The 16,463-nt window shown below is 38.5% G+C and carries 11 protein-coding genes; 3 read left to right on the forward strand and 8 right to left on the reverse strand.

Annotated elements, in window-relative coordinates; translation table 11 throughout:
* Positions 1-68: 68 nt before the first annotated feature.
* The 8 genes from ACFFHT_RS07100 to ruvA all read right to left on the reverse strand — a co-directional run bounded on the left by ACFFHT_RS07100 (position 69) and on the right by ruvA (position 13,865).
* Positions 69-8,582, reverse strand: coding sequence for a YadA-like family protein (locus tag ACFFHT_RS07100; RefSeq protein ID WP_382374810.1), 8,514 nt, complete (start codon positions 8,580-8,582; stop codon positions 69-71).
* 53 nt (positions 8,583-8,635) lie between these two features.
* The gene (locus tag ACFFHT_RS07105; protein ID WP_382374812.1) at positions 8,636-8,794 is read right to left on the reverse strand and encodes an ESPR domain-containing protein; all 159 of its coding nucleotides are present in this window, start codon (positions 8,792-8,794) and stop codon (positions 8,636-8,638) included.
* Between the two features lie 1,173 nt (positions 8,795-9,967).
* Positions 9,968-10,678 (reverse strand): ACP-like domain-containing protein, encoded by a 711-nt coding sequence (locus tag ACFFHT_RS07110; protein ID WP_382374814.1) that lies wholly within the window; start codon positions 10,676-10,678, stop codon positions 9,968-9,970.
* Positions 10,679-10,756: 78 nt separating this feature from the next.
* Positions 10,757-11,110, reverse strand: coding sequence for a 50S ribosomal protein L20 (gene rplT, locus ACFFHT_RS07115; protein WP_066108956.1), 354 nt, complete (start codon positions 11,108-11,110; stop codon positions 10,757-10,759).
* 59 nt (positions 11,111-11,169) lie between these two features.
* The gene (rpmI, locus tag ACFFHT_RS07120; protein WP_013745268.1) at positions 11,170-11,367 is read right to left on the reverse strand and encodes a 50S ribosomal protein L35; all 198 of its coding nucleotides are present in this window, start codon (positions 11,365-11,367) and stop codon (positions 11,170-11,172) included.
* A 101-nt stretch (positions 11,368-11,468) separates the two neighbouring features.
* Positions 11,469-12,011, reverse strand: a complete 543-nt coding sequence (gene infC, locus ACFFHT_RS07125; RefSeq protein WP_382374845.1) for a translation initiation factor IF-3 — start codon at positions 12,009-12,011, stop codon at positions 11,469-11,471.
* 210 nt (positions 12,012-12,221) lie between these two features.
* Positions 12,222-13,232, reverse strand: a complete 1,011-nt coding sequence (gene ruvB / locus ACFFHT_RS07130) for a Holliday junction branch migration DNA helicase RuvB (RefSeq protein WP_382374816.1) — start codon at positions 13,230-13,232, stop codon at positions 12,222-12,224.
* Positions 13,233-13,247: 15 nt separating this feature from the next.
* On the reverse strand, positions 13,248-13,865 hold the full coding sequence (gene ruvA / locus ACFFHT_RS07135) for a Holliday junction branch migration protein RuvA (RefSeq protein WP_382374818.1): 618 nt from the start codon (positions 13,863-13,865) through the stop codon (positions 13,248-13,250).
* Between the two features lie 180 nt (positions 13,866-14,045).
* Here ruvA and ACFFHT_RS07140 point away from each other — a divergent pair, with 180 nt between their 5' ends.
* The 3 genes from ACFFHT_RS07140 to ACFFHT_RS07150 all read left to right on the forward strand — a co-directional run bounded on the left by ACFFHT_RS07140 (position 14,046) and on the right by ACFFHT_RS07150 (position 16,394).
* Positions 14,046-14,933 carry a DMT family transporter gene (locus ACFFHT_RS07140; protein ID WP_382374820.1) on the forward strand — a complete coding sequence of 296 codons (888 nt, stop codon included), beginning with the start codon at positions 14,046-14,048 and terminating at the stop codon, positions 14,931-14,933.
* Between the two features lie 68 nt (positions 14,934-15,001).
* Complete coding sequence (locus ACFFHT_RS07145) at positions 15,002-15,541, forward strand: methylated-DNA--[protein]-cysteine S-methyltransferase (RefSeq protein ID WP_382374822.1); 540 nt, start codon at positions 15,002-15,004, stop codon at positions 15,539-15,541.
* A gap of 10 nt (positions 15,542-15,551) precedes the next feature.
* Positions 15,552-16,394 carry a 23S rRNA (adenine(2030)-N(6))-methyltransferase RlmJ gene (locus ACFFHT_RS07150; RefSeq protein ID WP_382374824.1) on the forward strand — a complete coding sequence of 281 codons (843 nt, stop codon included), beginning with the start codon at positions 15,552-15,554 and terminating at the stop codon, positions 16,392-16,394.
* Positions 16,395-16,463: the final 69 nt, after the last annotated feature.

Below are 16,463 nucleotides of genomic sequence, written 5' to 3' on the forward strand. Positions count from 1 at the left end.
TAACAAAAAACCGGGCAGTTGCCCGGTTTTACTTACGATTTTATTGGAGGTCTAAGGTTAAAACTTCATTATTTCCAATAGAAGCCTACTCCAGCACCGACACCCACTTTACCACGGCTGTCAGAAGTACCACTGATCTTGAATGCGACTTTACCGCTGTCAGAGAGTTTAGAGAACCCTAACGCGACTGCGCTTTCGCCACCGTAGCTACCACCAGCGACAGACACCATATTCGCACCTGCAACAGCAGATTGTGGTAAGTTCGCTGCAGCGATTGCACCAGAGATACCAGCACGCAACTCACGATTCATCTTGTTCACTTTATTATCCAACGCAGTGACACGGCTATTTAATTGATAGCCCATTTCACGCATTTGCTTTAAGTTAACAGCATCAGTTGGATCTTTCGCATCGGCAACGCCCGTAATACGAACGTTATTCACATCCAACGCAGTTTCGCTACCCACATATTGTGCTTGATGAACCACGCCAAGTTTCGCTTTACCGTTACCATCGCCGTTATCTAAAGTTACAGTCTTAAGCACAAGGTCTTTACTCATATTCACACTGTAAACATCTTGACCATTGTTACCTTCAGTTTTGGTAATACCAATATTGCTATCGTCTTTACCATCACTGCCTTTGTTATTCACTTCAGAACGAACTGCTTTCAAGGCATCATTGATGTTATCTTTACCAGTACCACCAATATTTTCGCCATAATTATTCTTAGGTTCTTTACCTAAGATCTTCGCAATTTGACCGCCATTAACCGCATCTTCACTACCGTCATCAATAGTACCATCTTTCACGTTAGTGACTTTTTGGTTACCTGCGTCAATACCAGTCTTCGCGATAGAAGGTGCATTTTCATCTCTAGTATCAACAGTGCCATCTTTTAAGAAACGAACACCATTGCCATCCACTTGTAAGCTACCTGTATCAGAATCAGACGCTTCAAAGATTGCACTCTTCAAGTTTCTGAGGTCTTCAGCAAGCTTCACGGTTAAAGAAGCGTCATCCGCTTTCGCTTCAACAACAATATTATTGGTTGCTGTCTTATAAGTGTTATCTGGGTTTTGATCAACAGTACCTTCGCCTTTAATTGCGATCTTCGTACCAGCTGGACGGTGAATCACAACATCTTGACCATCTTTTTGGTTATTCGCTGTAAAGTCCAATCCAGCTTGAGCAACGGCTTGGAGATCGCCTAGGTTAACGCCTTTATTGAGGTCAGTACCTGCTTTAGCGAGTAATCCACTCTTACCATCTTTACTTTCACCAGCCACTGCTTTTTGTGCATCATCAACAGTAATCGCTTGTGGATTTGCCGGAGTACCACCATTAGTTTCTGTTGAGGTATTGTTGTAATTACCTGTTAAGCCTAACGCACTCTTCACATTCGCTAAGGTCATTGGATCGTTATAATCCATCCGAGCGACGATTTCAGAACCAGTAGGAATTTCGCTAGTGCCAGCCGTATCAGTATAGAACTTATCACCAATCTTATACGCTTTCTTATAAGTGCCGTCCTTCGCATCTTTATAACCATAGCTTACTGGTAAGCCTTGGCTTTTGATAACATTATTCACAATATCCACATTATTGGTAGAAATAGTGATCTTACCTGCTTCTTGTTTTAAGGTAACGTTCGCACCAGCCACAAATTCTAAGGTATTTTGATCTGGGTTGATGTTATCGCCAGTAGTCGCAATTCCAGTATTATCAACTATTCCACCATCTGCAGAGGTTTTGATATTGAAACCAGCTTGAACACGATCGTTAACTTCTTTTAAGTCGTTAACATTTACCGCAGATTGACCATTACCATTCTTCGCTACAGCATCATTGATAGCATTAGTAATAGTTTGTCCTTCACCTTTAGTAAGAACACTCTTCACATTATCAAGCTGCATTGCAGTCGGATTACCATCAGAACCAACTAGAGAGACTTTTGCTGGTTCAACCGCTTGGACATCATCAGTGATATTGATAGAACCATCTTTACCAATAACATCTTTGGCTTTGTAATAACTACCATTGACTTTCACTAATGCATCACCATCCTTATCAACAAAGGCAGTTGGCAAGCCAGTTACATTAACTTGTAAGGTGTGTGTAGTAGTCTTGCCATCAACAGTTTCACCTGATGGTGTTGTTACCACTGAAACACTACTATTTGCACCATTAACAACATTTACAACATCACCAAGTTTCACGGTTGCATCTTGATCAGCTGGCACCACACCATTTGCTTTAAGTTCAAAGCCTGTCTTAGTAAGCTCAGTTTTTGCATTAGTGATTTCAGTGTCAACATACTCTTTATTCGCTGCTACACTTCCAGCATCGCTCTTAGTTGGAGTGCCAACATTGGTAATCTTATTACCGCCATTGTTCAAGCCACTTGCGGTTAGACTTACATCACTACCACTTTCTGGATGAACAGTTACACCACTTGCGGTAATTGTCGTATTCGCATTAGCTGTACCGAATTGAGCTTCTTCCAACGCTTGAAGTTTCTTCGCTAATTCAACGATAAGTTTGTTATTTTTACTATCAGCTATAACACGGATATTACCTGCTGCAGCGTCTACACCAGCGAAGTTTTCAGCATTAATTGTGCCTGCACCAACAATCGCTAATGTATTAGAGAGTGGGATATTCACAACTTTAGCTGCAGCATCATTACCGATAAAGTTCAAACCAGCTTGAGCAACAGCTTGTAAGTCTTTCAAATTCACTGCGGTATTCAATGCCTTAGCATCAGTTTCCTCTAATAAACTTTGAACAGCTGCGGTTGCATCAGTGCTATCACCTAAATTCAAAGCAGAAGCGACATTCTTTAATTGAATTGGGTTTCCATTACCACTGACTAAAGATAAAGCAGTAATTTTATTTTTATCAGTTGTTGGCTCACCATTCTTATCAACATAAACCACAGGACCAGAGAAACCACTTTCTAGTGAAGTAATGCTTGATTTAAGTGCAGTAAATGCGCCACTAATGGTTGTTACATCATTTCCAAGACCAGCAATACCGCCTGTTCCAGTATAGGTAACTGCACCATCTGCATTACTGAATCCATCACCGAGAATATTTTTAACACTCTCTAATGAACCAAACAATTGATCACCATTAATCGCATCTGTTGAAGCATCTTTCACTTCACCAGCGGCTAAACCAGTTACTTTCTTAGTAGCTAAAGTAATCGCATTGTCACCAAATATTACTGCACCACTCGCCGTATCAAGCGAAGTTAATTTACCATCTTGTCCAAAGACAACGGCATTTCCATTAATCGTAGCAACATAACCATAATTTGCATCAAAGGTAACCTTACCGTCATTAATTGATTTCACTTTATTGCTTTCTAACACCAACGCAGTGCCATCAATTGAGGTAATACCTGTTAATGTTGGGTTTAAGTCATATTTCACCTTACCATCGTTATCAACAGATGCAGTTAAGTTATTACCATTTTGGAAGTCTAAACCATCAGATAATTTGACTGATTTCTTATTTGTAACTCCATTAGCGGTATAAGCGATCGTAGTTGCACCAATTTTATCTTCCACAAACCCTTTAACAGCAAGTGCTGTTGCTAATGGATCTTCTTTAGACTCCACAGTTGCATTTGCAATCGCATTTTTATCCGCTGTTTCTTTAAGTTCAAAACTCAAAGTGCCTGCATTGTTGGTAACAGAGATATTCTTTTCACCATCAGCTGGTTTAAAGGTTACTGTTTTACCAGCAGTAATTTGAGTTGCCGAATCATCATTACCATCAGAGACCTTAAAACCTGTATTAACGGCGGTAATTAAGTCTTTAACAGAATCAATAATCTTAGTACGAGAATCAGTGCTTTGACCTTCGATATTAACTTTGTTATAACTTTGTGCTGTAAGTGATCCGCTTGTTAAACCACCTAGTTGGTCAGCAACGGTACTAAATTGATCATAATTCACCGCTTCACCTGTTGCAGTACCAGCAGCTAAACCTGTGATTTTTTGGCTATTCATCGCTAAACCAGCACTAGATAAGGTTGGTCCATTTTTCACCACAAAGCTACCACCAGTAATTGCACCTGTCGCTGTGATAGTGCCTTTGTTAATAGTTGTACCGTCTGAGGAATCACCAAATACCGCAGAGGTTAAGTCGGTTAATTTATCCTTCAAGGCATAAGTGACTTCACCACTCGCCCCGACAGTTGCAGTAAGGTTTGTACTACTCTTAAAGTCAAGCCCTTGACTTAATGTCACGGTCTGTTTTGTATCTTTGCCGTTATCAGCATTATAGGCTAAGGTAGTAGCGCCAAGTTGATCACCGACATACTCTTTAACTGCATAAGCGGTCGCTAATTTACCATCTTTGGCTGTTGCATTTGCAATCTCTGTTTTTTCAACTGTACGATTATTCACTGCAGCGATTAAATGATTAATTGCCGTGATTGCCTTGAGTGGTGCCGCTTCACTACCAGAACCTTGAACTGGTGTGCTAAATTGGTCAAATATTGCATCACCATTATCGAATGTACCGCCTAATCCAGTTACGACTGCAGAAAGTTGTCCTACAGTTGCCGCATCAGTATCATCTTCACCATCAGCCACATTGGTAATCTTATTATTACCATTATTTAAACCATCTTTACTTAACGATACTGTTCCTTTAGCACCACCAGTAAATTCAAGTTGTGAATCCGTTAAAGTGGCACCTCTAGTTCCCGTAACAATTACAACACCTGATTTATTTACTGTCGTTGTCGTTCCATCTTCTTGATCCTCATCTTTGAAAGTCGCAGAACTCAAATTAGTGTCACGTTTAAGTTTAATTTGTAACTTACCATCTGTTGTTTTAGCTGTTTCAATATTATCATCACCAGTAATAGCTAAAGTACCATCAAGCCCTCTTCTAAGTTTATTACCATCATCTGTTTGGAAAGTAATCTTAGCAGTCTTAGCATAATTATCGCCTGCTGTAATAGCATCTGTTAACTTAGTATCTAAGTCTGTAAGTGCTGTGTTAACTGCGCTACTTGTAATCAAGTAATCAGAGTTATCAACCTCATTAGCTACTTGAAGCCCAAAGTCAATTACACCTGCAGCACTTGAACCAATAGTGAGCTGATCTGGCGATTCATTATTAAAAGTAAAGCCTTGACTAAGTGCTGTAGAAGCACTTGCTCCGCTATCACCACCTGTTATGCTATACGACAACTCATAATCATCAACAAAACCTTTAACTGCACCTGATGTAGTCAATTTATTTTCTGCATCAGCATTAAGAGCAGTTCCTGTAGCTACTTGTTTAAGCCCGAAATGGATACCACTGGTATCAGCAGAAAGTGCAATATTTGAACCATCAGAATCAGCTGGTGCAGTATTATCAAATGCTAGTGTTCCGCCTAAATATTTATTGACTTCAGCACTACCTACTTTAAATGTCATACCACCGTTAATTGCATCAATAATATCAGTTACCGCACTATGAAGATTGTCATAAGTACTACTTCCTACTGTCGTACCTTTATTCACTTTTGCATAAGACTGAGCTTTAAATTTCTTAGTGCTAACATTCCAAGTACCTAATTCATCTGCAACTTGACCCAATGAGGTATAAACTTCATTCACTTGTCCTACATTTGCTGCATCAGTCTCAGCAATACCAGCACCTAAATTAGTGATTGTTTGGCTGTTCATTGTTAAGCCAGTTGCAGATAATGTTGGTCCATTCTTCACCGCAAAGCTACCACCAGTAATTGCACCAGTTGCAGTGATAGTGCCTTTGTTAATAGTTGTACCGTCTGAGGCATTACCAAATTCCGCAGAAGTTAAACTTGTAAGTTTTTTCTTTAAGCTAACAGTAGCTTTACCATCTCCCTCACTAACTTTAATGTTATCCCCTGCGGTGACACCTTTTAAGTAAGTGCTTTCAGCATCAGCTTTGCTTAAATAAGTTTGTGACACATCGTCTAGCACCTCACCTTTAGCTGTATCAATAGCGGTAAAGACTGCACCACTGGTAATCAACTTATTACTTTGATCAGTAACCACAGTATCAGTCTTAAGCCCAATCAAAACCTCTCCATTGCTGTTTACATCTACATCAACGTTAGAGCCTGTCGTTTTATCTTGTTTAAAGGTAATTGAACCGCCAGATAGTACTTGGTATTTATTTGAACCATCAGAATTCTGAATATTAAAGCCATTATTAACTGCACTAACTAAATTCTGAACTGTCGTTTTTAAAGACTGCCCATTAGCTGGAGCTTGTGTTGATTGTGTTTTAACACCATCATATTTTTGTTCAGTAAATGTTCCACTACTAGCATCAAACGTTCCTAACACACCTGCAACAGATTTAAATTGCAAAACGTTGACGGCATCCATGTCTTTAATACCTTTTGCTACACCATTAATTCTTGTGTTTTGACTAGTTTGTGAAAGAGCTAAAACGCCATCATTATTCTTTAAAGAAATACTTCCTAATTTGATTTCACCAGCAGCAACTTCACTACTAAATTGTGCAGAAGTTAAACCAGTAAGCTCTTGATTAAGCGTGAAATTTACACCTTTTGGGTTAGAAGCAACGCTAATATTGGCATCTCCAGATAAATTGAGACTATTTTTGCTATCTAAATCCACTATTGCAGCTGTACTATCCTTTGCATTCCCTGTAAAGGTAATGGTTTTTGCATTCACAAATTGTTTAGTAGCATAACTCTCAAGAGCGCCGTTAGTGACATATCCGTCTAACGCCTTCGCCACTGCACCACTGGTGATTAACTTGTCTGCGTCAGGAGTGTCCTTCGTAACGCTACCTGTAGTCTTAAGCCCAAATTTGAATGTGCCGTTTTCGTTATCTACCGTAATATTGCTGCCTGTATCCTTATCCGATTTAAAGGTAACTGTGCCACCGAGCTGTACTTTTGTATTATGTGATCCATCAGTAAAATTCAAGCCAGAATTTACTGCATTAACTAAATCCTCTACGGTAGTTGAAATAGTGCCTCCTGTTTCTGTTGCACTAGTTGGTGGAGCAATAGTAATGTCACTTAGTAACGCTGCCCTAAATAGAACAGGTTGTTTTTCAATAGTTTCTTCTTTCTTCACTGTTGAATCGGTATAGAGGACTTTGCTATAGGTTTTAGGTGTAAATTTGCCCTCTTGAACAGTGCCTAATTGAGACGCAACGCTTTCAAATTGGTCATAATTAATCGCATCGCCATTTTTCGAACCAGCTAATAAACCTGTGATAGCGTGGTTATCCATCTCTAAACCACCTGCGGATAATTGGACATTACCAACAGCAACACCAGATTGATCAATAACTGTATTTGTTGCTCCTTTACCAAAGGTCGCAGAAGTTAAGCCTGTAAGTGTAGTCGCTAAACCAACTGATTTACCGTCAGTCGTATCATCAATTACGATGTTACTACCCTCTGCGGTTAATCCAGCTTTAGTGAGGTAGGTGCTTTTTGCATCTGTTTGTGTTAGATAAGTTTCTGCTGCATCTGTTTTTGTTAGATAACTATCTAAATCGCTATCTTCAGCAAAAGTGTCATTTAATTTTGTTTTTAGTGTGTCAAAATCCAAAGAAACCTTATAACTATTGCTAGCAATGCCTGAACCTTGAGTTTCTGCTACTTGAATATATGAACCAGCCTCAGAACTTACTGTAGTTTTTGCACTTGTAATTGCTTTATAAACTTGTGCCGCTGTTGCAGCATGATTGTCATTTTCAGTAATACTTGCTGCTTTGGTTAAGGCAATACTTACTGCCCCACCCCCACCTATACTCGCTGAAATATCATCATTGCCACTAATTAATAAAGTTGTCCCAGAAAACTCTTTTATGGTGTCTCCATTAGAAATGGAAGTAATAATTTTTTCAGTTTTAGCAATCGCTTTGTCAATAGAAGTTTTGTAGTTTGTTTCTAATTTATCTGCTGTTACTGTTCCAGCTGCAATCTTAGAACCATCAAGTAAAAAATTATTAGCCAACATCGCTGTTGTAATCACACCATTCGTTGCGGCAAGGTTAGAAAAGTTTAATGTACCATCTGCATTAAGCCTTGAAATTTGAGTTTGAAGAGCATCAGATAATTTATCTTTTGTTACTGCTTTATCAGCTAGATATTCTGTATCAACGCCCTTCTTTTTCAAATATACAGAAACCTGTCCTTTCGAAGCTTGTGTTGCAATAGGACCATCTGGCACTCCTACTATACTGAGTGTATCTGTAAATGTAGATTGCCCATTATCTCCATAAAGTTCCACAGTACCTTGACTTGGTGCACCAGTGGAAGAAATGGTAATAGTATCGCCATTTGCTGTGGTAGTGATACCATTTCCACCTAAAATCTTAATTGTGCCTGACTGACTAAAGGTGGCTTTTCCGCCACTTCTATCTAAAAATCCTACATTAAAGTTTCCGGTCTCACCTATTAAGGAAGCAAAAGAGTTTAATTTTGCTGCTGTCTTTCCATCAAACGCAGCTACTGTATAAGTTGAAATTGTATTGAAATCATTTGATGAATTACTAGAAGGAGATCCAGTAGAGTTAGTCTTATATGCCGTTGCCATCGCACCATTCGATACCCCTAAACTGGCTAATAACGCAGCTAATAGGGTTGTCGCTAACGTTTTCTTACTGCGTAAATACCCCCCCCATTGACATTGCTTACAGAGCGAGTTGTTTTCTCTGATTTGGTTTTTCCATGTGCCTTGGTAAGCTCAGACACCGCCACCCAAATACCTTTGGTATGATCAAAAATGACACGGAAGATATGATTCATAAACTGTTCCTTACTAATTGGGGTATAGCATAGATGCTATACGTGGTTAAAAACTTGACTACGGTTTGAAGGAATTACATCAAATTGCTTATCAACTAAATTCGTCAATCAGAGTCGCTCCTAAAAATCGGTAACAATGTAGGTCAGGAATAAATTTATGTAAATAATAATTTTTAAATTTAGTGATTTAGTTCAAAAATTTTTTGCATTAGTTTTTTTAATCTATTTTTTAATAAAAAATTGATTTCTTGATCTTTATTCATAAAAAAACGGAAAAGTACAAGTTTTTAACGATTTTGTACAAGTTTAAAATCGCTAAAACCCTTGTGATTACTAGGTTTTTAAAAACATCTGGGGGAGGGTAAATAGTTTACTAAGTTATTATATTTTGAAGTTTCCATTGTTTAAAATATAATCTAAAAAACACAAAACTAATTACGGATATTTATTTTATAAAATAGCAAAAAAATATTTTTATAGCCAAATTAAATATAATTAAAACTTAAATTATCTCAATATTTTTATATACCTCTAATTAGGCATTATTTTGTCATTTTCTCGCCATTTTTAGCTATTTTTTGTTCTTTAATACTAAATTTCATCCATTTTTTGTTGAAAAGCAAAACAGCATATATGCACCACCTCTTTTGAAGTAATTCATCATGTTGCTCTATTTAAATACGTAGTGAATTTATTTCTTAATAATGCAAAAGATCTTTAAATTATCGAAAAAAATAAATTGAACATTTATTTATCACTGTACTCTTTTGGAGTAACGTTATCGTTTGCGTAACGTTTATTTAGTAGGTTTTTCGCTTTTTTGAAGCGGTGTAATAATCCGTTTTATGTGAACATTTGGAGTAAAACGTTATAAAAATTTTACTCCAAAGTTAGTAAAACGTTTCATTGTTAAATCGGCAAAATCTTGAATCGGATAGCCTTGATTCGCTTGTTTTCTGTTTGATGTACTTTTCAAAGGCAATAAAAAGGAAAGGAAGCGAGGAAAAGCGGAAAAGCAGGAAAATAGCCTGCTTATTGAGGGGTTTGGCGTGGATACTGTTCTTTACTGTTCGGTATCGCTGGGTTCAATCTCGCCCTCCGTTCCATTGCTATAATGAGGGAGGGCTTGCTCACGTTAATAAACGCATTTTTCAGCGGAAAGCTCAAGTAACCTTACTTCGTTACCACACACGCTTGTAATAACACTTTATCTTCGGTCGCTGTTTTACCCAATTTTAACCAAGAATGAATGGTACTCTGTTGCCAAGCCTTATCTTGCAACGTTGCCAAACTTAACAGGTAAGCTGCATTGCTAAATACAGGGTTATGCGGTTGGCTTAATTTTTTATCGAGCGTTAATTTCTCCATACCGCCTTGCCAATTCACTGTCGCTTGCTCACCTTGATAAGTAACCGTTAGCTTTTTGCCGTTGTCACAGCGATAAATCACTTGCGTTAATTGGTCTGCATTTTGGCTAGGCTTAGCCACATCAGAGATGGATAATTTTACCGAATAAATTCTCTGTGCTTTTGGTTGCTTACGTGCGTCATTACGAGTTTGATGAACGGTCAGAATATATTGACCAGAATAAGGCAATAATTGTTGACTAGCGGTTAAATCAACTTGCTTGGATTTCTTTGCATAGGCTAAGGAAAATTGAACTTGCGGATCTTTTTTCACTACTTCCAATGTTGCTATTTGCCCTTGTTTCGCATAAAAAGTATAGCGATCTGCATTATAGCCTTGGATTGTTCCATTTAATTCTGCCGAATGTTCACCTTTTGCAAACTGTACGGCAAAATCATTGCTCGCTGCTATCGCTTGCAGCGTTCCCAGTTGTAAACAAGCTACTAATAAAAGTCGTGAAAATGTTTTTACTTGCATAATGCCTCACTTAGTAAAAAAGGATAGCGATTAACTCACTATCCTTTCTCACGAACTAAAATGAAATAATTTAGTTTATTAAAGTGCTGATTTTGCTTTTTCAACTAAAGCAGCAAAGGCAACTTTGTCAAATACAGCGATATCGGCAAGAATCTTACGATCGATTTCAACAGATGCTTTTTTCAAGCCATTGATGAAACGGCTGTAAGATAAGCCATTTTGACGTGCTGCCGCATTGATACGTGCAATCCATAATTGACGGAATTGACGTTTACGTTGACGGCGGTCACGGTAAGCATATTGACCAGCTTTAATTACTGCTTGGAAAGCAACACGATATACACGAGAACGTGCACCATAATAACCTTTAGCTGCCTTAAGAACTTTCTTATGACGAGCTCTTGCAATTACACCACGTTTTACACGGGCCATAGGAATCTCCTTTGTCTATTTGTACTTAAAAAATAACGAAACGTTCGCTAACCCGTGGGTTATGCGTATGGTAAACAAGCTACGACTAAAACTTGGTCAGCTTTCGCCACCATTGATTTATGACGTAAATGACGTTTACGTTTAGTTGATTTCTTAGTCAAAATATGACGAAGATGAGATTGTTTACGTTTAAAACCGCCAGTTCCAGTTTTTTTGAAACGTTTAGCAGCACCACGTACTGTTTTGATTTTAGGCATGAGTTTAACTCCGCATTGTTTTTACTATTAATCACCAATAATTAGGCGAATAAAAAGTAACGATTAATTCATCGTTACTTTTATTACTTGAGTTGCACTAATTATTTCTTTTTCGGGGCAAGTACCATCACCATTTGGCGACCTTCGATCTTAGATGGTTCAGATTCAACGACAGCTAATTCTGCTAAATCTGCTTTAATCCGATCTAACATCTCAATCCCAATTTGTTGATGTGCCAATTCACGACCACGGAAACGTAATGTGATTTTGGTTTTATCCCCGTCTTCTAAAAAGCGAATCAGGCTGCGTAGTTTTACCTGATAGTCGCCTTCGTCAGTTCCTGGACGGAACTTAATCTCTTTTACTTGAACAACTTTTTGTTTTTTCTTCTGCTCTTTTGCAGTTTTGCTCTTTTCATAGAGGAACTTACCGTAATTCATAATGCGGCACACTGGTGGCTCTGCATTAGGGCTTATTTCAACTAGATCGAGTTCGGCTTGTTCCGCCATATCCAATGCTTGTTGGATAGATACGATTCCCGCTTGTTCACCATCTTGGTCAATTAAGCGGACTTCTTTCACACGAATTTCTTCATTAATACGATTCGGGCGATTAGTTGCTGGGGCTTTTTTTACGGTTTTAATAGTCTTATTCCTCTAATAATTTCACTTACAACTGTACTGCTTTTTATTAAGCAGAAAATCAACTATTGTTCGCCAATCCTTTTCTTTGGCAAAAAACGTGCAAATTCTATAAGATTTCTGATAGCGATGCAATAAGAACTCTTGTTTGCCTGCATTTTTTCCTACTTCTACGCAGATCTCTTACTGTCAGCTTGTATCACTCAATACTATTTATCGTTCTGCTAACTGAGCCAAACCAAAATGGCGATAGGTATGTGAAGTGGCGATCCTGCCTCTTGGTGTGCGTTGTAAAAAACCTTGTTGGATTAAATAAGGCTCTAACACATCTTCAATCGTTTCTTTTTCTTCACCAATCGCTGCTGCCAAATTATCTAAGCCAACAGGCCCACCATCAAAGCGTTCGATAATTGCCATAAGTAGTTTACGATCCATAAAATCAAACCCTTCTGAGTCAATATCGAGCATATTTAAGGCGAGCTTGGCAACGTCTGCCGATATAAATCCGCCATTTTTGACATCCGCATAATCACGCACACGGCGTAATAAGCGATTAACAATGCGTGGTGTACCACGAGAACGGCGTGCAATTTCGTGAGCTGCTTCATCAGCAATTTGTAATTTCAGGCAATTTGCACTCCGCATTACAATGGAAGTGAGGTCAGGGACCGAGTAAAACTCTAAGCGTTGTACAATCCCAAAACGATCTCTTAATGGTGACGTTAAAGAACCCGCTCTTGTGGTTGCACCAACAAGCGTAAACGGCGGGAGATCTAATTTAATTGAGCGAGCAGCTGGGCCTTCGCCAATCATAATATCCAGTTGGTAATCTTCCATTGCTGGATATAACACTTCTTCAATCGCTGGCGATAAACGGTGGATTTCATCAATAAATAATACATCGTGCGGTTCGAGATTGGTTAGCATCGCAGCGAGATCCCCTGCTTTTTCTAACACAGGTCCTGAAGTTGTGCGAATATTCACGCCCATTTCATTGGCCACTATGTTGGCTAAAGTGGTTTTGCCTAATCCTGGTGGTCCAAAAATCAAGAGATGATCTAACGCATCATTACGCATTTTGGCTGCCTTGATAAAAATATCCATCTGTTCACGGACGTGTGGCTGACCAACATAATCTTGTAACAATTTAGGACGAATCGCACGATCAATATACTCTTCTTCGGCTTTGGCGGTTGGGCTGATAATACGATCTACTTCAATCATTTTTTATACCATTTATCACAACGCATTTTTTAATGCTTCACGGATTAACTGTTCACTATTTAATTCAGGTTGGGCAACTCGCTTGACCATTTTCTCGGCATCGGCTGGCTTATAACCTAACGCAATTAATGCTGAAATGGCATCCTCTGCTGGCGAAGCTGCTGTTGCAAAGGTTGGTTCAGGAGATTGGCTTCCTACTTTTTGTTCAATAAAGAAATCTTCATTACGGTATTGTTTGAATTTTCCTTTCAATTCAACCAATAAACGTTCTGCGGTTTTCTTCCCTACCCCTGGAATTTTAATTAATTTAGAGAGTTCTTCATGCTCAATCGCATAAGAAAATTCAGTTACTGACATTGCCGAAAGGATAGCAAGCGCTAATTTAGGACCAACGCCATTAGTTTTAATCAATTCACGGAACAATGTACGATCTTGTTTTTGATAAAAACCGAATAGTAGGTGAGCATCTTCTCTAACAACTAAATGTGTATAAAGCGAGACTTCTTGATTCACTTCAGGTAAATGATAAAAACTTGTCATTGGTAATAACAACTCATATCCCACACCATTGACATCCAATAAAATTTCAGGCGGTGCTTTTTCTAATAATATTCCGCGTAAATGCCCAATCATATTCAACCTCACAAAAAAACTGTCGCATAGCATACAAGAAAACTGTATAAATATCCAGTAACTTTATATCTGCTATTTGCTCTATGACAATAATTGATAAATTCTTATTGAAAAGGGTTTTACAGACATTTCACGAATACCGATAATACCAAACTAATAAAAAAGAAAATGGATGTACAAATGAAAAATATTGATGGTATTGGAGAAATAATTCTTTTCTTTGTTTCAATTTTAGCTGCACTCGGTTGGTTCTTTTCTAAATATGCGTTAGTCGGGTTTCCACCAGTCGGTTTTATCGGTTTACGCTTTTTCTCCGCAGCCTTAATCTTCTTCCCTTTTGCCTATCCACAATTAAAGCGTTTAACACGTTCTGAAACGATCCGTGCATTATCGACAGGCCTCTTTTTTGCTATTTTTATGGCAACGTGGATTATGGCAATTACCTTTAATAATAATCTTGGTTCAGGGGCTTTTTTAGTCAGTGTATCGATGTTACTTGCCCCTTTAATCTCTTGGCTATTTTTCCGCAATAAACCATTGCGTACATTCTGGATTGCTCTCCCTACGGCATTATGTGGTGTCTATCTGCTTGCAAATTCAAAAGGTGATTTGCATTTCTCAGTTGATAGCTCACTATACTTACTTGCTTCGCTGTTTTCTGCGATCTATTTTGTGTTGCATAATCAATATTCTAAATCCATTCCCCCTTTGCCTTTAACCACATTACAACTCTCTGTGGTAGGAATATTATGCCTTTCCTACTCTTTACTTACCGAACACTGGCAAAGCGATATTCCTTCTTCGGCAATCTGGTGGTTAGCTATTAGTGTATTAATTGGTACTAATTTCCGTTATATGTTACAAACCATTGGGCAACGTTATTGCCATATTGCCAACGCATCAATCATTATGTTGTTGGAACCTGTTTGGACGATTATTTTGAGCGTGATACTGCTTGGTGAACAACTCACTACCATTAAAATTGTCGGTAGTGCTTTGATTTTATCGGCGTTATTAATTTATCGCGTGCAAAACCTAATCGGCTTATTTACCAGAAGAAATCGATAATCTGCTTGAGAAATTATCATTTTGTACGCACAATAACGCCCTTTTTAATCTGTAAGATAGAGAACAATATGCAAGAACCGATCTTTTTATCTGTTATGGACTCTCCAGTAGGTAAACTGCAACTCCTAGCACAGCAACATCATTTGATCGGTGTGCTGTTTGAGCGTGAACATCAATGTCAACATCATTGGATTATGCGTGATGATCACCCTGTGTTATGTCAAACGGAGCAAGCATTAAATCGTTATTTTTCAGGTGAGCAACACACCTTTCACCAATTACCCTTAAAATTACTCGGTACCCCCTTTCAACAAGCCGTTTGGCAACAACTATTACAAATTCCGTTTGGGCATACGGCTACTTATGCAGAGATTGCTGAGCGAATTGGTAATCCAAAAGCAATTCGTGCTGTTGGCGGAGCGATTGGGCGTAATCCAATTAGTATTATCGTGCCTTGTCATCGTATCTTAGGTAAACAGCAGCAACTAACAGGATTTGGTGGTGGATTGCCTGCCAAACGTTATCTACTACAACACGAAAATATTCGTTTTACTGATAAAGGCATTGAATACGTCAATCCAAAACATTGGAATCAATTAGCAAAATAAGAGGAAATTTATGTTAAGTTACCGCCACAGTTTTCACGCTGGTAATTATGCTGATGTACTTAAACATATTGTGCAATTACTGATCCTTGAATCTCTACAACAAAAAGAGAAAGGATTTCTTTACCTAGATACGCACGCAGGGGCTGGACTCTATTCATTACAAAGTTTTGAAGCAGAAAAAACAGCAGAATTTGCAGAGGGTATCGGTTATTTATGGGAACGCACTGATTTACCCGAAATCGTACAACGCTACCTAACGCAAATTAAAAAAGTGAATCGCAACGGTCGCCTTACTTTCTATCCAGGTTCACCTCTACTGGCTGCTAATATGCTACGTCCACAAGATCGTGCGATTTTAACGGAATTACATCCTAGCGATTATCCGTTATTACGCAAAAATATGCAGCCTTATGCCAATGTTCAGGCCAAGCGTGAAAATGGTTTTCAACAATTAAAATCTACTCTACCACCGAAAGAACGCCGCGGTTTTATCCTGATTGATCCCCCTTATGAACTCAAAGAAGATTATCAACTCGTGGTTGATGCCATTGTAGAGGGATATAAACGTTTTGCCACTGGTACTTATGCGATTTGGTATCCAGTTGTTTTACGTCAACAAGTCAAAAAAATGGTGCAAGCTCTTGAAGAAACCAAAATCCGTAAAATTTTACAAATTGAGCTTGGTATTCGCCCTGATACGCAGCAACGAGGAATGACCGCAAGCGGAATGATTGTAATTAATCCACCTTGGCAATTAGAACAGCAGATGCGTGAAATTTTGCCTTACTTAACCAAAATTCTCGCACCAACAGGTACAGGACATTGGTCAATTAATTGGATTACACCTGAGTAAATCGCTATTACCAATTAAACCAATTTATGCTAACAGTTAGCATCACAACACAAAATTCGCCACAATAAC

Source organism: Gallibacterium melopsittaci, from assembly GCF_042433085.1.
In the GTDB taxonomy this organism is placed as follows: Bacteria; Pseudomonadota; Gammaproteobacteria; order Enterobacterales; family Pasteurellaceae; genus Gallibacterium; species Gallibacterium melopsittaci.

Bases quoted from the DNA above. Each gene is read 5' to 3' on its own strand.
- ACFFHT_RS07100 (WP_382374810.1), bottom strand. From the start codon at position 8,582: ATGGCAACGGCATATAAGACTAACTCTACTGGATCTCCTTCTAGTAAT.
- ACFFHT_RS07105 (WP_382374812.1), bottom strand. From the start codon at position 8,794: ATGAATCATATCTTCCGTGTCATTTTTGATCATACCAAAGGTATTTGG.
- ACFFHT_RS07110 (WP_382374814.1), bottom strand. From the start codon at position 10,678: ATGCAAGTAAAAACATTTTCACGACTTTTATTAGTAGCTTGTTTACAA.
- rplT (WP_066108956.1), bottom strand. From the start codon at position 11,110: ATGGCCCGTGTAAAACGTGGTGTAATTGCAAGAGCTCGTCATAAGAAA.
- rpmI (WP_013745268.1), bottom strand. From the start codon at position 11,367: ATGCCTAAAATCAAAACAGTACGTGGTGCTGCTAAACGTTTCAAAAAA.
- ruvB (WP_382374816.1), bottom strand. From the start codon at position 13,232: ATGATTGAAGTAGATCGTATTATCAGCCCAACCGCCAAAGCCGAAGAA.
- ruvA (WP_382374818.1), bottom strand. From the start codon at position 13,865: ATGATTGGGCATTTACGCGGAATATTATTAGAAAAAGCACCGCCTGAA.
- ACFFHT_RS07140 (WP_382374820.1), top strand. From the start codon at position 14,046: ATGAAAAATATTGATGGTATTGGAGAAATAATTCTTTTCTTTGTTTCA.
- ACFFHT_RS07145 (WP_382374822.1), top strand. From the start codon at position 15,002: ATGCAAGAACCGATCTTTTTATCTGTTATGGACTCTCCAGTAGGTAAA.
- ACFFHT_RS07150 (WP_382374824.1), top strand. From the start codon at position 15,552: ATGTTAAGTTACCGCCACAGTTTTCACGCTGGTAATTATGCTGATGTA.